Annotated in this window: 20 protein-coding genes and 1 pseudogene; 13 read left to right on the top strand and 8 right to left on the bottom strand. The window is 69.1% G+C overall.

What is annotated here, in order from left to right; translation table 11 throughout:
- Positions 1 to 56: 56 nt before the first annotated feature.
- The 5 genes from J7I98_RS17930 to istB all read left to right on the top strand — a co-directional run bounded on the left by J7I98_RS17930 (position 57) and on the right by istB (position 3,977).
- Entirely contained in the window at positions 57 to 857 is an 801-nt protein-coding gene (locus J7I98_RS17930; RefSeq protein WP_214921721.1) for an SDR family oxidoreductase, read from the top strand.
- A gap of 5 nt (positions 858 to 862) precedes the next feature.
- The gene (locus J7I98_RS17925; protein ID WP_214921720.1) at positions 863 to 1,537 is read left to right on the top strand and encodes a protein-L-isoaspartate(D-aspartate) O-methyltransferase; all 675 of its coding nucleotides are present in this window, start codon (positions 863 to 865) and stop codon (positions 1,535 to 1,537) included.
- A 1-nt stretch (position 1,538) separates the two neighbouring features.
- Positions 1,539 to 2,243 (top strand): DUF429 domain-containing protein, encoded by a 705-nt coding sequence (locus J7I98_RS17920; RefSeq protein ID WP_214921719.1) that lies wholly within the window; start codon positions 1,539 to 1,541, stop codon positions 2,241 to 2,243.
- A gap of 39 nt (positions 2,244 to 2,282) precedes the next feature.
- Positions 2,283 to 2,471 (top strand): hypothetical protein, encoded by a 189-nt coding sequence (locus J7I98_RS17915; RefSeq protein WP_214921718.1) that lies wholly within the window; start codon positions 2,283 to 2,285, stop codon positions 2,469 to 2,471.
- A gap of 240 nt (positions 2,472 to 2,711) precedes the next feature.
- On the top strand, positions 2,712 to 3,977 hold the full coding sequence (istB, locus tag J7I98_RS17910) for an IS21-like element helper ATPase IstB (protein ID WP_374225139.1): 1,266 nt from the start codon (positions 2,712 to 2,714) through the stop codon (positions 3,975 to 3,977).
- A gap of 598 nt (positions 3,978 to 4,575) precedes the next feature.
- Here istB and J7I98_RS17905 read toward each other — a convergent pair.
- Both J7I98_RS17905 and J7I98_RS17900 read right to left on the bottom strand, forming a co-directional pair.
- Positions 4,576 to 5,301 (bottom strand): annotated as a pseudogene (locus J7I98_RS17905) (SDR family NAD(P)-dependent oxidoreductase); the annotation flags it as partial.
- Positions 5,302 to 5,520: 219 nt separating this feature from the next.
- Positions 5,521 to 6,495, bottom strand: a complete 975-nt coding sequence (locus J7I98_RS17900; RefSeq protein ID WP_374225146.1) for an endonuclease/exonuclease/phosphatase family protein — start codon at positions 6,493 to 6,495, stop codon at positions 5,521 to 5,523.
- A 243-nt stretch (positions 6,496 to 6,738) separates the two neighbouring features.
- On the opposite strand from J7I98_RS17900, the gene J7I98_RS17895 reads away from it, so the two are divergent.
- Complete coding sequence (locus J7I98_RS17895) at positions 6,739 to 7,647, top strand: oxidoreductase (RefSeq protein ID WP_214921716.1); 909 nt, start codon at positions 6,739 to 6,741, stop codon at positions 7,645 to 7,647.
- A 62-nt stretch (positions 7,648 to 7,709) separates the two neighbouring features.
- Here the strand turns inward: J7I98_RS17895 and J7I98_RS41075 are convergent, their stop codons facing one another.
- Together J7I98_RS41075 and J7I98_RS41070 are read right to left on the bottom strand one after the other, a co-directional pair.
- Positions 7,710 to 8,381, bottom strand: a complete 672-nt coding sequence (locus J7I98_RS41075; RefSeq protein ID WP_308377843.1) for an SGNH/GDSL hydrolase family protein — start codon at positions 8,379 to 8,381, stop codon at positions 7,710 to 7,712.
- A complete protein-coding gene (locus J7I98_RS41070) occupies positions 8,378 to 8,980 on the bottom strand; it encodes a hypothetical protein (protein WP_251020838.1) in 603 nt (200 codons plus the stop codon). Before J7I98_RS41070 ends, J7I98_RS41075 begins: the two co-directional genes overlap by 4 nt.
- A 103-nt stretch (positions 8,981 to 9,083) precedes the next feature.
- On the opposite strand from J7I98_RS41070, the gene J7I98_RS17885 reads away from it, so the two are divergent.
- The 3 genes from J7I98_RS17885 (at position 9,084) to J7I98_RS17875 (ending at position 13,373) form a co-directional block, all read left to right on the top strand.
- Positions 9,084 to 10,184, top strand: a complete 1,101-nt coding sequence (locus tag J7I98_RS17885; protein WP_214921715.1) for a DNA glycosylase AlkZ-like family protein — start codon at positions 9,084 to 9,086, stop codon at positions 10,182 to 10,184.
- A gap of 90 nt (positions 10,185 to 10,274) precedes the next feature.
- Complete coding sequence (locus tag J7I98_RS17880) at positions 10,275 to 12,527, top strand: germacradienol/geosmin synthase (RefSeq protein ID WP_214921714.1); 2,253 nt, start codon at positions 10,275 to 10,277, stop codon at positions 12,525 to 12,527.
- A 21-nt stretch (positions 12,528 to 12,548) separates the two neighbouring features.
- Positions 12,549 to 13,373 (top strand): MerR family transcriptional regulator, encoded by an 825-nt coding sequence (locus J7I98_RS17875; RefSeq protein ID WP_214921713.1) that lies wholly within the window; start codon positions 12,549 to 12,551, stop codon positions 13,371 to 13,373.
- A gap of 250 nt (positions 13,374 to 13,623) precedes the next feature.
- Here the strand turns inward: J7I98_RS17875 and J7I98_RS17870 are convergent, their stop codons facing one another.
- Positions 13,624 to 13,833: a hypothetical protein gene (locus J7I98_RS17870; RefSeq protein ID WP_214921712.1), complete on the bottom strand. Its 210-nt coding sequence runs from the start codon at positions 13,831 to 13,833 to the stop codon at positions 13,624 to 13,626.
- A 231-nt stretch (positions 13,834 to 14,064) separates the two neighbouring features.
- On the opposite strand from J7I98_RS17870, the gene rsgA reads away from it, so the two are divergent.
- Complete coding sequence (gene rsgA / locus J7I98_RS17865; protein ID WP_214921711.1) at positions 14,065 to 15,099, top strand: ribosome small subunit-dependent GTPase A; 1,035 nt, start codon at positions 14,065 to 14,067, stop codon at positions 15,097 to 15,099.
- Between the two features lie 79 nt (positions 15,100 to 15,178).
- On the opposite strand, the gene J7I98_RS17860 is transcribed toward rsgA, so the two are convergent.
- The gene (locus tag J7I98_RS17860; RefSeq protein WP_214921710.1) at positions 15,179 to 15,454 is read right to left on the bottom strand and encodes a helix-turn-helix domain-containing protein; all 276 of its coding nucleotides are present in this window, start codon (positions 15,452 to 15,454) and stop codon (positions 15,179 to 15,181) included.
- 60 nt (positions 15,455 to 15,514) lie between these two features.
- Between J7I98_RS17860 and map the strand changes: the two genes are divergently transcribed.
- Positions 15,515 to 16,282: a type I methionyl aminopeptidase gene (map, locus tag J7I98_RS17855; protein WP_214921709.1), complete on the top strand. Its 768-nt coding sequence runs from the start codon at positions 15,515 to 15,517 to the stop codon at positions 16,280 to 16,282.
- On the opposite strand, the gene J7I98_RS17850 is transcribed toward map, so the two are convergent.
- Complete coding sequence (locus J7I98_RS17850; protein WP_214921708.1) at positions 16,266 to 17,189, bottom strand: SMI1/KNR4 family protein; 924 nt, start codon at positions 17,187 to 17,189, stop codon at positions 16,266 to 16,268. The two genes, map and J7I98_RS17850, sit on opposite strands and share 17 nt — an antisense overlap.
- 217 nt (positions 17,190 to 17,406) lie before the next feature.
- Between J7I98_RS17850 and J7I98_RS17845 the strand changes: the two genes are divergently transcribed.
- Complete coding sequence (locus tag J7I98_RS17845) at positions 17,407 to 18,897, top strand: FG-GAP-like repeat-containing protein (protein ID WP_214921707.1); 1,491 nt, start codon at positions 17,407 to 17,409, stop codon at positions 18,895 to 18,897.
- A 20-nt stretch (positions 18,898 to 18,917) separates the two neighbouring features.
- Here the strand turns inward: J7I98_RS17845 and J7I98_RS17840 are convergent, their stop codons facing one another.
- Positions 18,918 to 19,448 (bottom strand): MarR family winged helix-turn-helix transcriptional regulator, encoded by a 531-nt coding sequence (locus J7I98_RS17840; RefSeq protein ID WP_214921706.1) that lies wholly within the window; start codon positions 19,446 to 19,448, stop codon positions 18,918 to 18,920.
- Between the two features lie 124 nt (positions 19,449 to 19,572).
- On the opposite strand from J7I98_RS17840, the gene J7I98_RS17835 reads away from it, so the two are divergent.
- Entirely contained in the window at positions 19,573 to 21,207 is a 1,635-nt protein-coding gene (locus tag J7I98_RS17835) for a DHA2 family efflux MFS transporter permease subunit (protein ID WP_214921705.1), read from the top strand.
- The last annotated feature ends 63 nt before the right edge of the window (positions 21,208 to 21,270 follow it).

Raw genomic sequence — 21,270 nt, 5'->3', positions numbered from 1 at the left:
TGTCGCACCGGTGGGAGAGTCGGAGAGCGAGCCCGTTCAACCCGGAGGTGCTGCTCATGGACACCGTCCTGATCACCGGTGGGACCGGCCATCTCGGGCGTGACGTGGTGGCCGCACTGAAGTCCCGGTACCGGGTGCGCGTGCTGGCCCGGTCGCGTGGGCAGGACCCCGACGTGGAGTGGATCAAGGGCGATCTCGCCACCGGCGCCGGAGTACAGGACTCCGTTTCGGGGGCGCAGATCGTGATTCATGCGGCGACACTCTCCCCGGCCGCCCGGCGCGGTTACCTCCTTCCGACCGACTTCTGGCGCAGCCCTCCCCAGGTCGATGTGGACGGCACCCGCCGACTGCTGGAGGAGGCCCGGAAGGCAGGCGTCGCCCATTTCGCGTACATCTCGATCGTCGGCGTCGACCGCTCCCGTATCCCCTACATGCTGGTGAAGCACGCCGCCGAGGAATTGGTACGGGCCGGTGGAGTGCCCTGGTCCGTCCTGCGGGCCACGCAGTTCCACTGGCTGGCCGACCGCATGCTCGGCAAGGCATCGAGGATGCCGTTGCTGGCGGTACCCGGCGCCCTGGTGACTCATCCGGTGGACTCGCGCGACTTCGCGGCGTACGTGGCCGACCGCGTCCAGGAGGGGCCCGGCGGGGACTGCGAAACATTCGGCGGCCCCGAGGTGCTGGAGCTGCGTGATCTCGTCAGGCAGTGGCAGCAGGCCCGCGGCCGGAAATTCCGGGTGCTGAACGTACCCGCGCCCGCACGTCTCCGGCGAGCGGCCCGCGACATGACCGCCCCGAACGGCCGCCTCGGCGACACCACCTGGTCGGACTGGCTGCGCACCCACCAGCCCGAATAGACGCGATGACCCACCCCGGCCCGGACCTCACCCCTGAAAACCTGGTGAGGGCCGCTCGCGCCGCCGGTGTGAGGGATGAGCGCCTGCTGCACGCCATGCGTGTCGTCCCGCGCTCGGCATTCGTACCCGCCTCGTACCGCGCGTCGGCGTACACGGACGCGCCGATCCCCATCAGCCACAGTCAGGTGACGACGCAGCCCTCCCTCGTCGCCATGATGATCGACGCGCTCGACCTCACCGGGAGCGAGAACGTCCTGGAAATCGGTACCGGATACGGCTTCCAGACCGCACTGCTGGCACGCCTTGCGACGTACGTCGTGAGCGTCGAGCGATGGCCCGACATGGCGGAGGAGGCCCGCGCCAACCTCGCCGACGAGGGCGTGGAGAACGTCGAGATCGTCGTCGGCGACGGCACCCTCGGCATGGCCGCCCATGCCCCCTACGACGCTGTCGTCGTCTGCGCCGCCTTTCCGCAAGTGCCGCCCCCGCTGGTCGAACAACTGCGGATCGGCGGCCGCCTCGTCCAGCCGATCGGCCCGGGCGGCCAGGAGGAAGTCGAGCTGTACGAGCGGACCGCCCACGGCCTCGAGCACCGCGGGAACGTCGTACCGGCCCGCTTCGTCCGCCTGTTCGGGGCATACGGCTATCCCCCGACGACGCCGTTCGGGGATGCTGGGTGACATGGTGGCGGTCCTGGGCGTCGATGCGTGCACGGCGGGGTGGGTGGCGGTCGAGCTGCGGGACGCCCGATTCGCGGGGGCACGCCTGGCCACCGACGTTCGCTCCCTGCTGCGCGAGGCAGGGGAGGCCCGGAGCGGCGGCGGTGGCGTCGAAGTCGTGGCCGTGGACATGCCGCTGGGTCTCCTCGATACGGGATGGCGGCGCGCGGAGGCGGAAGCGGCGGCCCTGCTGGGCCGGCTGAGGGGCAGCGTCTTCCGGGTGCCGCCCCACGCGGTGTGGCAGGAGGAGCACTACGAGGCCGCGAACCGCCGGTGCCGGGAACTCACCGGAGCCGGGCTGAGCCGCCAGAGCTGGGGCCTCGCCGTCAAACTCCGCGAGGCGAACGGCTGCTTGGCGGACGCCGGGGCCGACCGGCTCTTCGAAGTGCACCCCGAGGTGTCGTTCTGGGCGCTGGCGGGGAAGACACCGCTTCCGCACCGCAAGAAGAGCTGGGCGGGTCAGATGGCACGACGCTCGCTCCTCGAGGCCGCCGGTGTCGTCCTCCCCGACGAGCTGGGGGACGTGGGGCGCGTGCCGCCGGACGACGTACTGGACGCGGCTGCCGCAGCATGGAGCGCACAACGGATCGCCCAGGGCCGCGCGCAGCCCCTCCCCGACCCGCCGCAATACGACAGCCGTGGCCGGGCTGTCGCGATCTGGTACTGACCGGAGCGGAAGGCGGCTGACGGCATAGGCTCATGCGTCGTGGCTGATGAGATACACAAGATCGTGACGACGTTGCCGGACCTGAAGGACGTCACAGGCGTATGGGCCGTGGCGGAACGCCGTCTCGCGCAAGGTGACGGAGTCTTCCTGGCGGACCTGGGGGTCGCTCTGGCTGTTGCTCCGGACCGTCGGCGTATGGCGGTGCTGGCCGCGACGGATACCGACTGACGACGTCGTGTGAAACCGGTGCGGCCGCAGAGCAAGCCTTCGACCAGGCGCCCGCCGACGCGCTGCTGCCGGCTTGTGCACGGAGTCGGTGTCCCGACGAGATCGCCGAGAACGCGTCGCGGTTCGTTCTGAGTTCGCCGGCGGTCTCCACCGTCACGCCGCTGCGGCGGTCCGCGAGAGGCGTTGTCCTACTGGAATTCTATTAACCCCAAAGGGTGGCGGGAATTCAGATTTTCGGTGGTGGCCCACAAGAATACGAATCTCTTCCCACTGCCGGAGGTGCCGTTGTCCCGTCCCGCCTCTTCCCAGTCGTCCCCGTCGACCATGATGACGCTCGGGTGCGCGTTGTTCGCCACCCGATGGCTCCAAGCACCTCTGTATTTCGGCCTGGTGGCCGCTCAAGGGGTCTACGTCTACAAATTCTTCAACGAGTTGTGGCATCTCATCGACCACGTCGTGAGCGGGCGGGCGGACGAGACCCACGTCATGCTCGCCGTCCTCAAGCTGGTCGATGTCGTGATGATCGCCAATCTGCTGATCATGGTGATCGTCGGCGGGTACGAGACCTTCGTCTCCCGGATTGGGCTCCAGGGCCACCGTGACCAGCCGGAGTGGCTCTCGCACGTCAACTCCAATGTGCTGAAGGTGAAGCTGGCCACCGCCATCGTCGGGATCTCGTCGGTGCACCTGCTGCAGATGTTCGTGGACGTGCACCACACGCCCCAGCACGACCTGCTCTGGGGCACGGTAATCCACATGGCGTTCATCGCCTCGGCGGCCATCCTCGCGTACATGTCCGGCCCCATGGCCTCGCACGAGAGCAGGGGAAACTCTGCACACGGGTCGCAGTCGCCGGTCCTGCCGCGGCAGCGGGACGGCGGGGCCGAGGAGCCGGGTTCCGCGGCGGAGGAGCGGATCGAGGCGGCCGGATTCCCCGCGCGCAAGGTCCTGGAGATGTTCGACGACACTCACCTGCGCTCGCCCGACCCGCAGACCCTCGCCCGGCTGGGCAAGGCCGACTTCGTCGGCCGCAAGGGCAATGTGGTGTTCCTCGGCGCTCCGGGCACCGGCAAGACGCACTTGGCCGTCGCGCTGGGCGTACGCGCGTGCCAGGCCGGCCACCGGGTCCTGTTCGCCACCGCGGCCGAGTGGGCCGCCCGCCTCGGTGACGCGAAGGCCGCGGGACGGCTGACGAAGGAGCTCGCGCGGCTGGACGACTATCCGCTGCTGATCGTGGACGAGCTGGGTTACGTACCTCTGGAGGGAGAGGCGCCCCACCTCCTCTTCCAGCTCGTCTCGCGCCGTTACGAGCGGGCCTCGCTGATCGTCACCAGCGACCGCCCGTTCGGCCGCTGGGAGGAGGTGTTCGGCGACGCCGGGGTTGCCTCAGCAGCGGTCGACCGCCTCGCTCATCACGCGGAGGTCGTCACCCTCGACGCCGACAGCTACCGGACGCGAGGACTCGAAGCCGCCGCGGTCGCGGGGCGGGGGACGCCCGGCTTCTGACGGGCAGAGATCCGGTACGGCCATCGGAGCGGCGTGCGGGTGGCGTGGGTGACACGGGGCGTGTCCAGGGGTAGTGGTGCGGTGGGCCGCTGAGGCTGGTGGCCTGGAGGTGCCTTCCCATGAGCGATCCGTTCGGTGGTGTCGTCGGACTGCTGCATGCCGCGGTGGCAGCGTCCGACGTGCCGTCCGTCGCGGTGCTCGTGGACCTGGTCAGGACGCCTTCCTCGGGCGGCCAGGTCAAGTGCTGGGAGCACTTCGCCGAGGCCGCTGCGGGCATGAGCCCGGCCGGGCTGGGAGTCGATCTCACCGTTTACACGCTGGGTGAGGCGCACCGCGTGGAGCGCCTCTCGCCGGCCGTACGGTTCGTCTCGCTGCCACCTCTGCTGAGTACGGCGCCGTTGGTCCGGAAGGCCGGAGCGGACGTCTGCGACCTCTCGCCCCACCACCCGGCGCTGAACCGGCTGCTGCCCCTGCACAGCGTCTGGCATCTGACGCACATGTTCTCCCTCGCCAACACCGCGGTGCGGCTGCGCCGGACGCACCAGCGGGCGGGGCCGGCGAACCGGCCGGGACTCGTGGCTTCCGTGCACACCGACGTGCGGGCGCTCACCTCCACCCATGCGGGTACGTAGACCTCGGCACGGTCCCGCGCGATGGAGTTCCAGACGGCGGAGGCGACCCGGTGGGCCGGTACCGGCCGCGGATGGGAGCGGTTGTACGGAGCTCCTCGGTGGTCGAAGAACGGGGTGTCGACCACGCCGGGCACCACCACCGTGATGGTCACTCCGGTCCCACGCAGCTCGTAGCGCAGAGAGTCCGCGAAGGTCTGCAACCCGGCCTTGGCGGCTGAGTAGACCGCCTCGCCGCGGACGCCGACGGAGCCCGCAATGGAACCGACCAGGACGATGCGGCCGTGCCCGGCCGCCACCATGTCCGGCAGCAGGAGCCGCACCAGATGAATGACGGCAACCAGGTCCACGGACAGCACCTGGTCGATGTCGGGCAGCGGCATGTCCTTGAAGGAACCGGCCCAGCCGATCCCCGCCCCCGCCACGAGAAGATCCACGCGCCCCGCGGCCCGCAGCGCTTCACGCACCAGCGCCCGACTGCCCTCCAGCGTGGCCAGGTCGGCCGGGAGAGCAGTGGCCGAGGTCCTGCGTGCCACGTCGTCCAGCCGGTCCCGGTCGCGCCCGTTCAGCAGCAGTCGCCAGCCACCCTCGGCGGCAAGCCGCTCGGCGACGGCAGCGCCGATGCCCGAGGACGCGCCGGTCACCAGCGCCACTCCGGCCCCCCCGCGCACCACCGCCGGAACCGGTGCCCGCAGGCTGGGCGGCCCGGTCGGCCTCGCTGCGGCCGGTGGAGCCGGCGACGGCGCTGAGACCGGCGAATGAACGCGCCACGACAGTCCTCTCAGAAGGCCACAAAAGCTGACTTTTCGATGGCAACCATTCACTATGATCGTTCCTGAGCCGAACCGCTGCACGTTCCACACGCATCCGCCCGGCCGTACGTGGCGGGACTCGGCAACAAGCCCGCTCAGCGATCAGGGTCCAAGATCGATGCGGGCGGCGGTCGGCAGGTGGTCGCTGCCGGTGGCGGGCAGAGTCCAGACGCCGGTGACGGTCGCCGAGCGGGTCATGATGTGGTCGATCCGGGACATGGGGAAAGCCGCAGGCCAGCTGAAGGCGAAGCCCCGCCCTGTCGAATCCGTCCGCGAGGTGACCGGAGCCAGCCCACGGTCGTCCACTGTGCTGTTGAGGTCGCCCAGCAGGATCAGCTTGTCCTGCTTCTCGGCGGCGATGGCCGCGCCCAGCAGGCCGGCGCTCTCGTCCCGCCAACCGGAGCTGAAACCGTTCAGCCGGACGCGGACCGAGGGCAGGTGGGCGACGTACGCCGCGATCTCGCCCCGTGGCGTACGTACGCTGCACCGCAGCCCACGGCTCCAGCCCTCCCCGATCCCCTCCGGCTTGATGTCCAACGGCCGGACGTCAGCCAACGGATACCTCGACCAGAGTCCGACGCTGCCTGCAACCGCGTGGTAGGGGTAGTCGGCTGCCAGGGCCCTCTCGTAGACCGGCAACGCGGAGGGCGTCAGCTCTTCCAGAGCGACGAGATCCGGTGCGGACTTGATCAGGGCAGCCGCGGTGCCCGCGGGATCGGTGTTCTCGTCACTGACGTTGTGCTGGAGCGCGATGATGTCGTGTGCGCCGCGGCCCGCCGTCGGATCGGCGAGAAGCAGCCCGCCGAAGTGGTTTGCCCAGACGGCTGCGGGCACCAGCACGGCCACCAGCGCGATGACCGAGCGGCGCAGCAGTGCCAGGCCGAGCAGCACCGGAATGGTCAGGCCGAGCCAGGGCAGAAACGTCTCCAGCAGGCTGCCGAGGCGGCCTACGGTGTTGGGCACGGCGGAGTGGAACGCCAGCAGGCCTGCGGTCAGCACGGCAAGCGACGCGAGAATACGACCACGCGCCCAGGGCGACCGGCCTTTCGCATCCTTGCCCCAACGCCACCGGTCGATGCGACGCAGCCACCGCCGGAGCGCCGAAGCCCTCGACCCCGGCGCCGTACCGTTGCTGTTCGCCCCCTCCACCACGTGCCACCCATCTGCCTCGGACCTGTCTTCGCCCCGCAGCGATGAGCACGACGTGCCTGTTACGACGCATGAGCCGCTGATCAGGTTCCGGACCGTGAAGTCGGCTTGCGTCTGGCAGCTTGCTGCCACGTGGAGGCGCTCCGAAGGCCGTCTGACCAGACTCCGATCATGACCTCAGAGACAATCACCGCGGCGGCCGCGGGCACTTGGGAACTCGGCGACCTGACAGTCAACCGGATCGGTTTCGGCGCGATGCGCCTGACACAGAGCGGCGAGGCGTTCGGGGCCGGCGCCACACCGAGCGACCGTGGCCGGGCGATCAGTGTGCTGCGCCGAGCGGTGGAGCTCGGTGTGAACCATATCGACACCGCCGCGTTCTACTTCTCACCGCTGCGTTCCGCCAACGAGCTGATCAACCAAGCACTGGCCCCTTACCCGGATGATCTCGTCATCACCACCAAGGTCGGGCCGGGCCGGGACCCGTCGGGGGAGTGGCTGCCCCATGCCACCCCCGAGCAGCTGCGCGGCCAGGTCGAGGAGAATCTCCGTCAGCTCGGCCGTGACCACCTCGACGTGGTGAACCTGCGCATCGTCGGAACCGATTCGATCGCCGAGCGTTTCGGCGCACTGGCCGAACTGCGCGATGCCGGGCTCATCCGCCACCTGGGCATCTCCAACGTCCGCCCCGAACACCTCGCGGAGGCCCAGGCCATCGCGCCGGTGGTCTGCGTACAGAACCAGTACGGCATCGGCGCCCGGCCCGAGCAGGACGACTTCCTGCGTACCTGCGGTGAGCGTGGCGTCGCGTTCGTGCCGTTCTACGCGATCGCCGGCGCCGGACGCGAGGCGGGCGCGAGCGGCGCCGACAGCGACGAGGTACTCGCCGTCGCCCGCGCACACGGCGCGACGCCCGCCCAGGTCCGGCTGGCGTGGACACTGCACCGCGGGCCGCATGTGCTGGCCATCCCGGGCACCGGCAATCCGGACCACCTCGTCGAAAACGTTGCCGGTGGTGCGCTGCGGCTCTCCGCGGACGAACTGGCCCGCCTCGACTCGCTCCCCACAGGCCGGGAGTGAGCCAAGGGGCGACGAAGCGTTGGCGCAGGTGCAGACGGCCCTCCGGCCGGCGTCGCGACGACTTAGAGGGAGTCCAGGTCGACCGCGTCGGCCATCGCCTTGTACCCGGCGTCGTTGAGGTGGATGAGGTCTTCGAAGGCGTATTCCTTCTTGATCTTGACCCTCTTGGGGTCGGCCGGGTCGGCCACCGCCCGGTCGAAGTCCACGACGCCGTCGTACGCGCCGCTCGTGCGGATCCAGTGGTTGACCGCGTTACGTACGTGCTCGCCGCGCTCGGTCCAGTACTCGTAACCGTGGTACGGCGGAAGGGTGCCGCCGAGGACCTTGACGCCACGGGCGTGGGCCTCGCGGATGAGCTGTCGGTGACCGGCGATGATCTGCTCGGCGCTCACCTCCGGGCTGGGCGTCGTGCAGCGGTCGGCGGGGCTGTCGGGGTGGACGATGTCGTTGGTGCCTTCCAGGACGATCACCGTGCCCACGTCGGAGCGGCCGAGCGCGTCGCGCCGGAACCGGGCGAGGGCACTCTCGCCGTAGCAGTCCGAGTCGCCCAGGACCTTGTTGCCGCCGATGCCCGCATTGAGCACCGGACGTGAACGGCCGTCTGCAGCAAGGCGTTTGGCGAGTTCGTCGGAGTAGCGGCGGTCGGCGCCGGGGGTCGCGCCGTAGCCGTCCGTGAGGGAGTCGCCGAAGGTGACGACCGCGGGCCGGGCGCGGCTCGGGCTGCCGTCCTTCACATCGACGCCGGCCAGGTAGTACCAGGAGTAGCTCTGTTCCGAGAAGGCGTCCGCAGCCGGGTCGCGGAGGTGGTCCCGGTGGCACGGTAGGACGTGGACATGGCGACGTTGTGGAAGGTGGCCGGCCCGGTGGTGCCCTGGAAGTAGAAGGTGACGGTGAGCTGTTCGAGGGCCGTGACGGGGAGGGCGACCGGGTCGCTCGACAGCTGCTGGCCGGCGGGGACCGTAACGGCGCCCGCCCCCTTGAACCGCAGCGCGCGTACGGTGTCCGGCCGCTGTGCGGCGCCCCCGGCGCTCTTGGCGACGGTCGCGCCGGTGAGCCGGAGCGGCGTCGTGCCGTAGGCGTTGGAGAGCCGGACGCGCAGCTCGGAACCTTCGGCGCCGACGCGGATCACCTGGCGTACGGAGTGGTTGTCGAAGCCCGCCTCGGACCAGTTGGGGAACCAGTCGGTGTGGGTGGGCGCCTGCTGGGAGGCGGTCCAGGCGCTGCGCCAGGGGGCTATGTGCGCGGCGACCGGTGTGGCGGCCGGTGTGGTGGCGTTCGCGGTCATGAGGGCGGCGGCAAACGGGATCGCGAGGGCAATTGATTTGGCAGTCATGCTCCATTGACGGATCCTGTCGAAGGAATGTGACGGTCAGGTCGCCGCTTCCGCGGGCACCGGCGTGTGTACGGTACGGACAACGCGTGCGAAGGGTGCGGTCGTGAGCAACACACACCGGATCGAAGTGAGCCGGGAACAGGTACTGGCCTACCGGATGGCGGCCCACGGTTTCGACCGCTCCTCGCCCGCACCGGACGTACTCGTCATAGGAGCGCAGGACACGCCGATCGGATCGGCCCGGCAGGCTCTGGCCGCGCGGCGCGCGTCACTTGACGGGCTGGAGCTCGTCTGGTCGTTCCGCGGCGCTCCCCATCTGCACCGGCGTGCGGACCTGTCGGCGCTCGCCGCCGCTCTCTGGCCGCTGGACGATGCCGACGCGACGGCGCGGATCGACACTGCGGTGATCAAGGAGGGCGCGCGGCTCGGTATCGAGGCGTTCCGGGTCACCGCCGAGGCGTTCCGCGAGGTGGTGACGGCGCCTATGCCCAAGGGTGAGGTCAGTACCGCGGTCAGTGCGTCCGTACCGGAGTCGCTGACGTATTGGTGTGCGCGGTGCGGTGCGCAGCACATTTCCGGGCTGCTGTTCCAACAGGCTGGGATCTTCGGAGGGATCGGCGTCCGGTCGGAAGGGGGGAGGACCATCCTGGCCCCGCTGGGCGAGAGGTTTCCCGTACCGGCCGAGGCGTCCGGGACCACCGAGCTGGTGCGCGCCTATCTGCGCTTCCTCGGTCCTGCCACGCCCGCCGAGGTGGCGAAGTACCTCGGCACCAAACCGACTGTCGTCAAGACGGTGTGGCCGGAAAACGACCTGGCCGAGGTGTGGCTGAACGGCAAAAAGGCATGGCTGCCCGCCTCCGACCTGGACGCACTGCTGTCGGCGGAGAGCCAGGGACTCGTACGGTTGCTGCCGCCGGGCGATCCGTTCCTGCAGGCACGCGACCGGGGACTGGTCGTGCCGGACAAGAGCAGAGAGAAGGAGATCTGGCGGGCGATCGGTGGTCCGGGCGCGTTGCTGGTCGGCTCGGAGATCGCCGGTACGTGGCGTGCCAAGGCCACCGGCCGCAAGCTCGACCTGACGGTCACCCCTTTCGGACCGCTGTCCTCCGCCGTCCGCAGGGAACTGGACGCCGAGGCCGCCACTGTGGCCTCGGCGCGCGGCGCGGCCGAGCCCCGGCTGCACATCGCTCGATCGGATGGTTGAGCTGGGAATACGCTCCTGACTCACGCTCAGTTGTGGAACTCTCGCGCCCGATGTGAACCCGAATGTCAACCAGCGAGAGAAGGCTGCGGCATGACGCGCTCTCTTCGGCTTCCCGACTTCTACCGGCCGTGGCCCGCGCGTCTGAATCCGCATCTGAGGTCCGCGCGCCAGCACAGCAAGGCGTGGGCGCGCGGGATGGGGATGCTGGGCCACGCGGGAGCCGACGGCAGTCCGGTCTGGGACGAGGCCCGGTTCGACTCCATGGACTACGCCCTGATGAACGCGTACGTCCACCCCGATGCGAGCGCCGAGGAACTCGCGCTGCTGACCGACTGGTACGTGTGGGTCTTCTTCTTCGACGACCACTTCTTCCAGGTGTTCAAGCGCACCGGGGACTACGACGGCGCCAGAGCGCACCTTGCCCGGTTGGCCCTGTTCACGCCTCTGGACGGGGCTGCGCCCTCTCCTGCGAACCCGGACGAGCGGGCGCTGTCAGACCTGTGGCCGCGTACCGTCCCCGCCAGGTCGGCCGAATGGCGCCGCCGCTTCGCCGCCAGTACGCAGAACCTCATCCAGGACTGCCTTCGCGAGCTGTCCAATATGGAGGCCGACCGGGTTCCCAACCCGATCGAGTACCTCGCACTCCGCCGCACTTCGGGCGGAGCCCCTTGGTCGGCGGCCCTGGTGGAGCACGCGGTCGGCGCGGAGGTCCCCGCCGCTCTCTTCGGCACCCGGCAGCTGCGCGTGCTGCGGGACACCTTCGCCGACGGTGTGCATCTGCTCAATGACGTCTTCTCCTACGAACGCGAGACAGGGGAGGAGGGCGAGCTCAACAACGGTGTGTTGGTGGTCGAGCGGTTCCTCGGCTGTGATCCGCAGGGTGCCGCCGACCGTGTCAACGACCTACGTACCTCCCGGCTGCACCAGTTCGAGAACACCGCCGCCACGGAGCTGCCGCTTCTTCTGGAGGAACACGGCCTCGATCCCGAGGCCCGGCTGGACGTGGCCCGTTACGTCAAGGGCCTGCAGGACTGGCAGGCGGGCGGCCTCGAGTGGCACCTGCGCTCAAGCCGCTACATGAACTCCCAGCCGCCTCAGGCCCCCTCGGGGTTCCGGCCGCTGATCAGCCACACCGGCCTGGGTGCCTCAGCCCTGCGGATCGCGCGACCACGCCGGCCCGGTCACACGAGCAACACCCCCGGGTACCCGTTCGTCCTGCCGCCCTTCAGCCTGCCGTGGCCCGCGCGGCTCAACCCGCACGTGGACTCCGCGCGGCGCCACGCCAAGAACTGGGCTCGCCGGATGGGCCTGCTCGACCCACTGGAGTTGCCGCCCGGCCCCGCGATCTGGGACGAGTACACCTTCGACTCCGACGACTGGCCGTTGTTCGCGGCCCTGACCCAACCGGATGCCACCGAGGAGCAACTCCAGCGGGTGGCCCTCTGGGACGTCTGCCTGCTCTCCCTCGACGACTACTTCGTCACCGCGTACAAGAACCCGCGCGACCTGGCCGGGGCCAAAGCATTCGTCGACAGGCTGCCGCGGTTCATGCCGCTGGACGGCTCGCCCGCCCCGGAGCCTGCCAACCAGGTGGAGCGCGGGCTGGCCGATGTGTGGGCCCTGAGCGCGCCAGCCATGCCGCCGGAGCTGCGGAGCCGGTTCCCCGGCTATGTGATGGACTTCGTCGGCTCCAACCTGTGGGAGCTGTTCAACATCATCGAGGACCGGGTGCCCGACCCGGTCGACTACCTGGAGATGCGCCGCACCACGGCCGGGACGGACCTGTCGACCGGCCTCACCGTCCACGCTCCCGGCCGCGAACTCCCGCCCGAGGTCCTTGAGTCCGCGCCGATGCGGACCTTGGTGAACGTCTTCGCCGACACCGTCGGCATTCGCAACGACATCTACTCCTACCGCAAGGAGATCGACTCGGAGCAGGAGGTCAGCAACGGTGTCCTGACCATCCAGCGGTTCCTCGACTGCGGTCTGCAGCAGGCTGTGGACATCGCGTACGACCTGTTCACCGCCCGAATCCGCGAGTTCGAGGAGACCGCCGCCACCGACCTGCCCCAACTCCTTGCGGAACTGAGCCCGGACGTATCCGAGAACGTCCTCGCGTACGTCAGGACGCTCCAGGAGTGGATGGCCGGCGACAACCAGTGGTACCGCCAGACGGGCCGCTACACCCGACGGCCCATGGAGCGCCTCCTCCACGGCCCCACCGGCCCCGGTACCTCCGCCGCCAGGATCGCCGATCATCCTGGGTTCACAGCGAGGAGCGTTGGCTGCCCTGACGGGCAATGTGTGGTCCTGGCACCGATACTTGACCATGACACCGTGTGAGGCCATGCACTGAGGGACGTCATGTTCACCATCGGAGACTTCGCCCGGCACGGCCGCGTGTCCGTCCGCATGCTGCGTCACTACGACGCCATCGGGCTCCTGCGTCCTGCCCACGTCGACCCAGTCAGCGGCTATCGCTTCTACGAAGCGGGCCAGCTCGCCCGGCTCAACCGTGTCATCGCCCTGAAGAATCTCGGATTCACACTCCAGCAGGTGCAGATGATCCTGGATGAGCAGGTAAGCCCTGAGCAGTTGCGCGGGATGCTGCGGCTGCGACGGGCAGAGCTCGAAGAGGCTGTGGCAGCCGCAGCGGCACGGCTGACCCAAGTCGAGGCGAGGCTCCGGACAATTGAGAGTGAGGGACGTATGAGTACCCATGACGTGGTGGTCAAGCGCATTCCAGCTGTCCGGGTCGCCGAGCTCACCGGCACTGCCGCCGGCTACGAGCCGGAACACATCGGCCCGGTCATCGGGCCGCTCTTCGACGAGCTGTGCCGAAGGCTGAACCAGGTGGGCGTGGCGCCGGTGGGGCCGGGCATCGCCTACTACGAGGACTCCCTGGACGGCGGCGACGCGATCCTCGTACATGCCGCACTACCGGTCGCGACGAGCGCGAAGGACGGCCACGACTTCTCCGTCGTGGACCTCCCTGCGATCGAGAACTCCGCCACCATCGTGCATCGCGGCTCCATGGACAACATCATGCCCACTGCCCAGAACCTGGCCCGCTGGATCGACAGCAATGGCTACCGCTCTGCCGGTTACCCGCGGGAGCTCTACCTCGAATGCCCCGACGATCCCGGCCAATGGGTAACCGAGATCCAGGAGCCGATCACCTCGCGCTGACCCCGGTCCCGGTGGTCAGCGGCCACCGGTCCGACCGTCCGCCGCTTGGCCTCTTCCAGCGGAAGGCAAGGGGCCTTGCGCTCCAGCCAGGTGCGGGCCACGAACAGAGCGCGCCCGGCGCGGGACCCGTCGGCCCTGATGACCCGACCTGAGGTTTCCAGCTCCGCTTGGGCGGCCTTGAAGCGCGCGGGCTTCCAGCCGGTCCACTCCTTGACGTGTCGGTCGGTCGGGTCGGGCAGCGCCAGCAGCATCAGGTAGTACGCCGCTGCATCAGCGCTCTGTCCGTACTCCGCCGCACATGTCTCCACTGCGAGGGCAGTGCGGAGTCGAGGTAGTCGTCCAGCCGTTCCAGCACCGGGTCACAGGCGCCGGAGAGCGCCGCCGGGTCGACGCGGACGTTGCGCATGCCGTACGTCGCGTCCTCCTCCAGGCCGACGGCCGGATGGTTGGTCAGCCCCAAGGAGCCGGGGCCGACGGTGCTGCTCGACGCGGGTACCGGTCGGTAAATGCTTCGCCGCGCAGAGACATCTCGGATAGCCTCGCGGAGAGCCGTGAGATGCGCGGAGAGACAACTGTGGAGGGCCAAATGAAGAACGTCGCTGTGGCGGGCCTGTCACCGGTCCTGTCTCTCCGGGTGTCCGCCTGAGCTACTGCTCCGGGGCCGCCCGCCTTTTCGAAGGGCGCCACTCCGTTGGCTTCTGTTTCCTACAACCTTTCCCTCCTTGGCTGGGATGACGGTTTCGCCGCGTCTTTGAAGCCCCAGCACCTTCCCGCGCGGGTCACGCGCGTCGACCGTGGCGCGTGCGACGTTGTCACTGACGGCGGTGAGCTGCGCGCGGCCTACAGTGGCGCGCTCAAGCGGGCCGCAGCCGTCGATCCGGTCGAGTTGCCCTGCGTGGGTGACTGGGTCGCGATCGAGGGCGAAATCCAGGAGGTCCTGCCGCGCCGTACCGCGATCGTGCGGGCCGGTGTCACTCCGGGCGTGTCACACGGCCAGGTGCTGGCCGCCAACGTAGAAGTCGTCTACATCGTGGAACCGGCTGTACCCAAGATTGATCTCGGGCGGATCGAGCGATTCCTGGCTCTGGCCTGGGAGAGCGGTGCTCAGCCGGTGGTCCTGATCACCAAGGCTGATCTCGCAGTGGTGGACATCGCCGAGGTGGAGGCCGCCGCGCCCGGCGCGACGGTTTTGGCGGTGTCCTCGATGACCGGTGAAGGGCTGGAAGGTGTGCGGCTCCAGCCCGGCCGGACGGCCGTCCTGCTGGGCAAGTCCGGTGCGGGAAAATCGACCTTGGTCAACGCGCTCGCCGGTGCCGACCTGATGGCGACCCGGGAGATCCGGGCCGGCGATGGCCGCGGCCGACACACCACCGTCCACCGGGAGTTGCTGCTCCTGCCGGACGGCGGCCTGATCATCGACACACCAGGGCTGCGCAGCGTCGGTCTCTACGATGCCGAAGAGGGCCTGACCCAGGTGTTCTCGGAGATCGAGCAGCTGGCCGCCCAGTGCCGGTTCCACGACTGCGCCCACGAGGCGGAGCCGGGCTGCGCGGTACTGGCTGCCGTCGATGAGGGTGAGCTGCCCGAACGGCGGCTGGCCTCCTGGCGCAAACTCCAGCGCGAGGCTGTCTGGATCGCTTCACGCTCCGACGCCCGGTTGAGGGCGGAGAAGAACCGCGAATGGAAGATCATTTACAAGTCCATGCGCGGTAGAAACCGCCCGTAGGCCCCCCTTTGCTCTGCGCACGTGGAGACATGTGCGCAGAGCAAGGATCGGCTCAGGCCGCGTTACGTTCTCGGCCGGCTCACGCCGACAGCGCCTGCTCATCCCAGTCGCCGTCCTGAGCGCAGGCGGCAGCCAGTTCGTCCAGGGACACCTCCAGCACTGCGGCAAGGGCCGCCACGGTGAAGAACGCGGGCGTGGGCGCCCGCCCCGTCTCGATCTTGCGCAGCGTCTCCGGGGACACCCCGGCCGCCGCAGCGACTTCCACCATGCTGCGGTCGCCGCGAGCCTGACGCAGCAACACACCGAACTGCTCCCCGCGCTGTCGCTCCCAAGGAGTCAATGGAGTTCTCACCATGCCGTGATACTAATACCGGTATAAGAATTGGTCCACACGTTGGCTGGGGAGTCGCAGAACATGGTGGAGATCAAGAACGCCGCGGCACTGGAAGCGATGCGGGAAGCCGGGCGCGTCGTGGCCCACGCGCTCGCCGCCGTAAGGGAAGCAGCCGGCGTCGGGGTGTCCCTGCATGAACTGGACGAAGCGGCCCGCGCCGTCCTTACGAAGGCAGGCGCACGCTCGCCCTTTCTGGGCTACCAGCCCTCCTTCGCTCCCACCCCCTTCCCCGCGGTGATCTGCACCTCGGTGAACGACGCCATCGTGCACGGCATCCCCACCGGTTACCGCCTGCGCGACGGTGACCTGGTCAGCATCGACTGCGGCGCGGAACTCGACGGCTGGACCGGCGACGCCGCCATCAGCTTCACCGTCGGAATCCCTCGTCCAGCCGATCTGGCTCTGATCGACGCCACGCAGCGGGCCCTCGACGCCGGCATCGCTGCGGCCACCCCGGGCAACCGTATGGGTGACATCTCCCACGCCATCGGCACCACCGCCCGCTCGGCACGCTGCGGCATGTCTGCCGACTTCGGCGGCCATGGCATCGGCCGTCGCATGCACGAAGACCCGCACGTTCCCAATCAAGGACGCCCCGGCCGCGGCTTCCCCCTCCGCCACGGCCTGACCCTCGCCATCGAACCGATGCTCATGGCCGGCGGCCGCGACGACTACCGCACCGGCGGCGACGGCTGGACCCTGCACACCATCGACGGCAGCCGAGCAGCCCACATCGAGCACACCATCGCCGTCACCGAAGAAGGGCCCCGGATCATGACCCTGCCCTGACCGAGGGGATGCTTCTCGCGCTGCCGACCGCCGGCGTCTCTGCCTCGCAGACGTCGGTGGCAACACCGGTCACCGCGCCCTCGCCCCCTTCCGGCGTCATGAGGATGACCGCGAGGGACCGGACATCGGGGCTCGGATCTGTGAGCGCCATGGCCAGCAGGTCGCGACCGTGCTCGCCTTGCGCGGCCAGGGCTCGGAGGATTGTTCCTCTCACGGCTGGATGCGTCTCCGCGACCAGTGCCTGCAGCAGAGTGCCGGGCAAGGAGACGCTCGGATCCGGGTAGGTGATGAACGTGTATGCGGCCGCCCGCCGCCTTGTTGCGAGATTGTCGTCCAGGAGCGTGGCCACGAGTTGGTCCTCGTCGCCGGCCATCTGGTCGGCGAACCAGGTGAGGTCCCGGTGTCCGGTCAGTACGAAGTCGAGCCACCGCTCGTACCAGGAGAGGAAGTTGGAATCGACGTAGAATCGGGGAGCGAAGAATCCCTCGGTGTTGACCTCGACCAAGCGCCCACGGCCCGGTCCTGTGACGACAAGCAGTGTGAAGTCGCTGCAGCCCCGGTGGACGACCGTGATAGTGCCGGGGAAGAGGCCCGTGAGGTCGCCCCGGTCGTCGTGCCCGGTGGGGATGTCCAGGTCGGGCACGATGGGGAACGATTCGGCGAGCCGGCCGCTGCGCCTCCCCTCGCCGGATACCCACCGGTCGATCGTCAGCAGCCCGTAAGCGGGACCGTATCCGCCGTGGCCGAGACGGGTGAGGAACTCGCGGTACTCCTTGGGCAGTCGGACACCATGGGTGCCCTCGAAGTCCGAGACCTGGGCCTCGGTGAGCACGGGGCCAAGAGTGGCCTTCTCCGTGATCGGCAGTGCGGTGAGCTTGGCTCGGATCCGGGCGATCCTGGCGTCCATCGGTTCTTCTTCTCATGCCGAAGCGAGTTCGAACTGGGAGCGTAGCCCCGGTCCGGGCTACCAGTCCGGCGTGCCGAGCCGGCCCTCGACGGCTCCCCCTGTGGTGAACGACAGGTGGCGGAAGGGCGTACAACCGTTTGCGCTTGGTGCGGGTCTTGTTGGCTACGGATCTTGTGATTCGTCTCAGGCAACAGTCGGCCACAACATGGGGGTTGGTTTGTCCTCCCGCAGTTTCCGCAATACGTCCGTTGCGATTGCCGTCGTGCTGGCCTGTGCCGGTACGGGCCTGATCCTGGCAGCATCGGCTGCCGTGGCGGTCCCTACCGCAGGCGCCGCCCTGCACGACGACTTCAACGGCGACGGATACGCCGACCTGGCGATCGGCGCGCCCAAGTCGAACAACGGCGGGGGCGCGGTCAGCGTGCTCCACGGGTCCGCCGGAGGGTTCTCCACCCAGCGCAAGCAGGTTGTGGCGCTGCCGGACCCGGAGGGGTCGGACACGCGGACGACCGCGTTCGGCACGGCCTTGCAGAGCGCCGACGTCGACGGTGACGGGTACGCCGATCTCATCTCGCCGGTCCACTACTCATCCGTCGGCATGGAGTCGGGCTGGCGCATGGCGATCACCTGGGGCGGGCCGCAGGGACTGTCGGCCGAGCCGGAGAGAATCCCGTATCTGCCGCCGGGCAGCTGGAACGACGTCTTCCAGTTCAAGGGAGCCACCGTCGGTGACCTCGACGGCGACGGGCACCCCGACCTGGCGCTGCTCGACGTCATCGGCACGGGCGACGAGACGGAACGGCACGATGTCACCATCATGCATGGGCCGTTCAGCCGCGACGAGAAGCCGGCAAGGATCTCGACGTCCGAGCTGGGCGCCGACGTCGCCGTCATCGGCCCGGCGGCCGCAGGCGACGTCAACGGCGACGGCGTGGACGATCTCGCCATGGGCACGCAGCTCCCGGGCGAGCGGGACCCGCGCGGCGTCACCCTGCTCACCGGCGGCTCCGCGGGCCTGACGGAGAGATCCGCGCTGAAGGATGCCCAGGGCAATGTCATCGGCGGCGAGGACATCGAGATCGGCGACCTCGACAAGGACGGTTACGAGGACATCGTCGTCGGACACTCCATCGACCACTACGAAAGCGACGCCTGGCTGCCCACCAAGGGCGGAGCCGTGGCGGCCGTGTACGGCGGCCCCGGCGGACTGTCCACCACCCGCAAGCCGGTGTGGATCAACCAGGCCACGACGGGTGTGCCGGGTACGGCGGAGCGGGGCGACGGCATGGGGAGCGCGATGTCCATCGGCGACACCAACGGCGACGGCTATCCCGACGTGGCCACCGGTCTGCCCGGTGAGGACCTGGACTCGGTGCTCAACGCGGGCAGCGTGCTGGTGCTGAAGGGGGGCGCCTCCGGCCTGACCGGCAGCGGGGCGAAGGTCTTCAGCCAGCGGACGAGTGGCGTGCCGGGGACGGCCGAGTCACAGGACCGGTTCGCTTCGGAGACCGCCCTTGCCGACGGCGACGGCGACAAGAAGTACGGCCTGGTCGTCGGTGACCCGGACGAGAACGCGGGCAAGGGCGCGGTGTGGGTCTTCGCCGCGAACTCCACGGGGATCACCACCACCGGCTCCTTCTCCTTCGGCGGGGCCACGCTGGGCGCTCCCTCGACGGCGGCACGGTTCGGCGCATCCCTCGCCGAGTGACCGGCGCCGCACACCCAATGTCAGGTCTTGCTGCCCGGCGAGGGGCGGGTGCCCGGGCGGTGTTCTTGGTACTCGTTCGTGAGCAGTGAATCCATGGTCCTGCGGAGGTGGTTGATGAAGTCCTCGAACTGCTGTAGCTGCGCGGGGGTGTACTGCGACATCTCCGCGGCCATGCGCTCGGCGTAGGGGCCGAAGAACTCCTCGGCACGCGGCCTGATGTCGGGGCTGCTGCGCAGCGTCACGATCCTGCGGTCGGTGTGCTCTCGGGTGCGGACGACGTGCCCGGCTACTTCGAGGCGGTTCAACAAGATGGTCGTCGCGCCGGACGACAGCGAGATGCGCTCGCTCAGCCGGGCGGGGGACAGGGGAGAGCCCTTGTCCTCCGCGTACAGGATCTCGGCCAGGGCTGCGGCGTCGGTGGAGTGCAGTCCCAGCCAGGTCGCGAAGCGTTGGGTGAACTCGGTGTAGTTGGCGCCGAACGCTCGCAGTCCGTCCATGAGGCGGTCGCGCTGAACCTCAAGGCCGCCGGACGCCGGGTTCTCCTTGGTCATGCTCCACGTTCCGATCTGTGCCGGTGATGCCCTACCGCTCGGTTGACAACCTACCTTGACCAAACTACCTTTGCCGCAAAGTTAACTACCTTTATGGCAAAGGTATATCCGAGTGGAGTCAGGCATGGACGACACAGCAGCATCCGCTCTCACGCGCCGGTGGTTAGGCCTCGTCGCCGTATCTCTGGGAGTGGCCCTGATCGTCGTAGACATGACGATCGTCAACGTGATCCTCGCCCCGGTCATCGAGGACCTCTCGATCAACTCGGTCGAGGCCCAGTGGATCCAGGAGTCCTACGCGATCGTCTTCGCCGCGCTGCTCCTTCTCACCGGACGGCTCTCCGACCTGCACGGCGCCCGCAAGATCTTCCTCATCGGCCTCGTCGTGTTCGGCGTGACGAGCGTGGTGGCCGCGGTCGCGCCGAACGGTGGCCTGCTGATCCTGGCGCGGTCTCTTCAGGGCATCGGCGGGGCCATGATCCTGCCGACGTCGTTGGCCCTGGTGAACGCGACGTTCACGGGCAAGGCCCGGGGTCAGGCGTTCGCCGTCTGGGGGTCGACCATCGGGGCTGCCGCGGCCGTCGGCCCGTTGCTGGGCGGCTGGCTCGCGGACCTCTCCTGGCGCTGGGCCTTCGGCATCAACATCCCGCTCGTGGCCGTGATCGCGGCAGGTGTACTGCTCTACCTGCCCGCGTCGCCTCGCCGTCAGGGGCGTGTCGACGGCCTCGGCGGCGTCCTGTCGGCGATCGGGCTCGGCTTTCTGGCGTTCGCGCTGATTGAAGGACGTACCTACGGCTGGTTCATCACCACCGAGTCGCTGACCATCGGCGGGTTCTCGTGGAGCGGCGGTCCCTCTCCGGTTCTCGTCGCATTCGTCGCGTCGGCTCTGGTCCTGCTCGCGTTCTGGCGCCGTCAGGCAGCGCTCAGCCGCACAAATGGCGACCCGCTGATGGACGTGCGGCTGTTCTCCATCCCCTCGTTCCGCAACGGCAATGTCGTGACGCTGGTCGTCGGCCTCGGCGAGTTCGGCATCATCGCGGTGCTGCCGCTCTGGTTGCAGTTCGCTCTGGACTACAGCGCGTTCCAAGCGGGGCTCGCGCTCGTCGCTCTCGCCGTCGGCAGCTTCGTCGCGAGCGGTGCGAGCTTCTCGATGGCCGCTTCGGTCCCGGCGCCGGCACAGGTGCGGATCGGCCTGATCCTGGAGGCCGCAGGCCTGGTGATGCTGGGACTGATCGCCACCACCGACAGCGCCTGGTGGCTGATCGCGATCGCACTGTTCATCTACGGCATCGGCGTCGGGTTCGCCACAGCGCAGGTCACCAACATCGTCCTCATGGACGTACGCGCCGAGAGCGCCGGCCAGGGCTCGGGCATCCAGAGCGCGGCACGCGAACTGGGCTCCGCGCTCGGTATCGCCGTACTCACTACGGTCTACTTCAGCACCCTCACCTCCAGCCTGGGCGACCGCCTCCGTAACACCGGGCTCTCGGGCCAGGACGCCGAACAGCTCAGCGGAGTTGTGACGGAGAGCGCCGGATCCGTGATCCCCTCACTCTCGGCCGACCCGCAGACGGCAGCGGCCGCGGACGCTGCGCGCGAGGCGATGACCACCGGGCTCGAAGTCTCCAGCTACGTCTGCGCCGGGCTGCTGGTGCTGGCGCTTGCGGCCACGCTGTTCGTCGCTCCCAGGACCAGGATGACGACCGGCACCGCCACCTCCGCGGAGCGCGAGCCCTCGCGGGAACAGAGCCCGCACTGACACCTGGGCCGCCTCCGCCCGAATCCTGGTGGAGCGATATCTGTCGCGCCCCTTGTTGAAGCA

Source organism: Streptomyces sp. ISL-98 (genome assembly GCF_018614055.1).
Classification (GTDB): domain Bacteria; phylum Actinomycetota; class Actinomycetes; order Streptomycetales; family Streptomycetaceae; genus Streptomyces; species Streptomyces spiramyceticus.
Note: the sequence above shows the minus strand (reverse complement) of the source record. Positions and strands in the feature narration are given on the sequence as shown.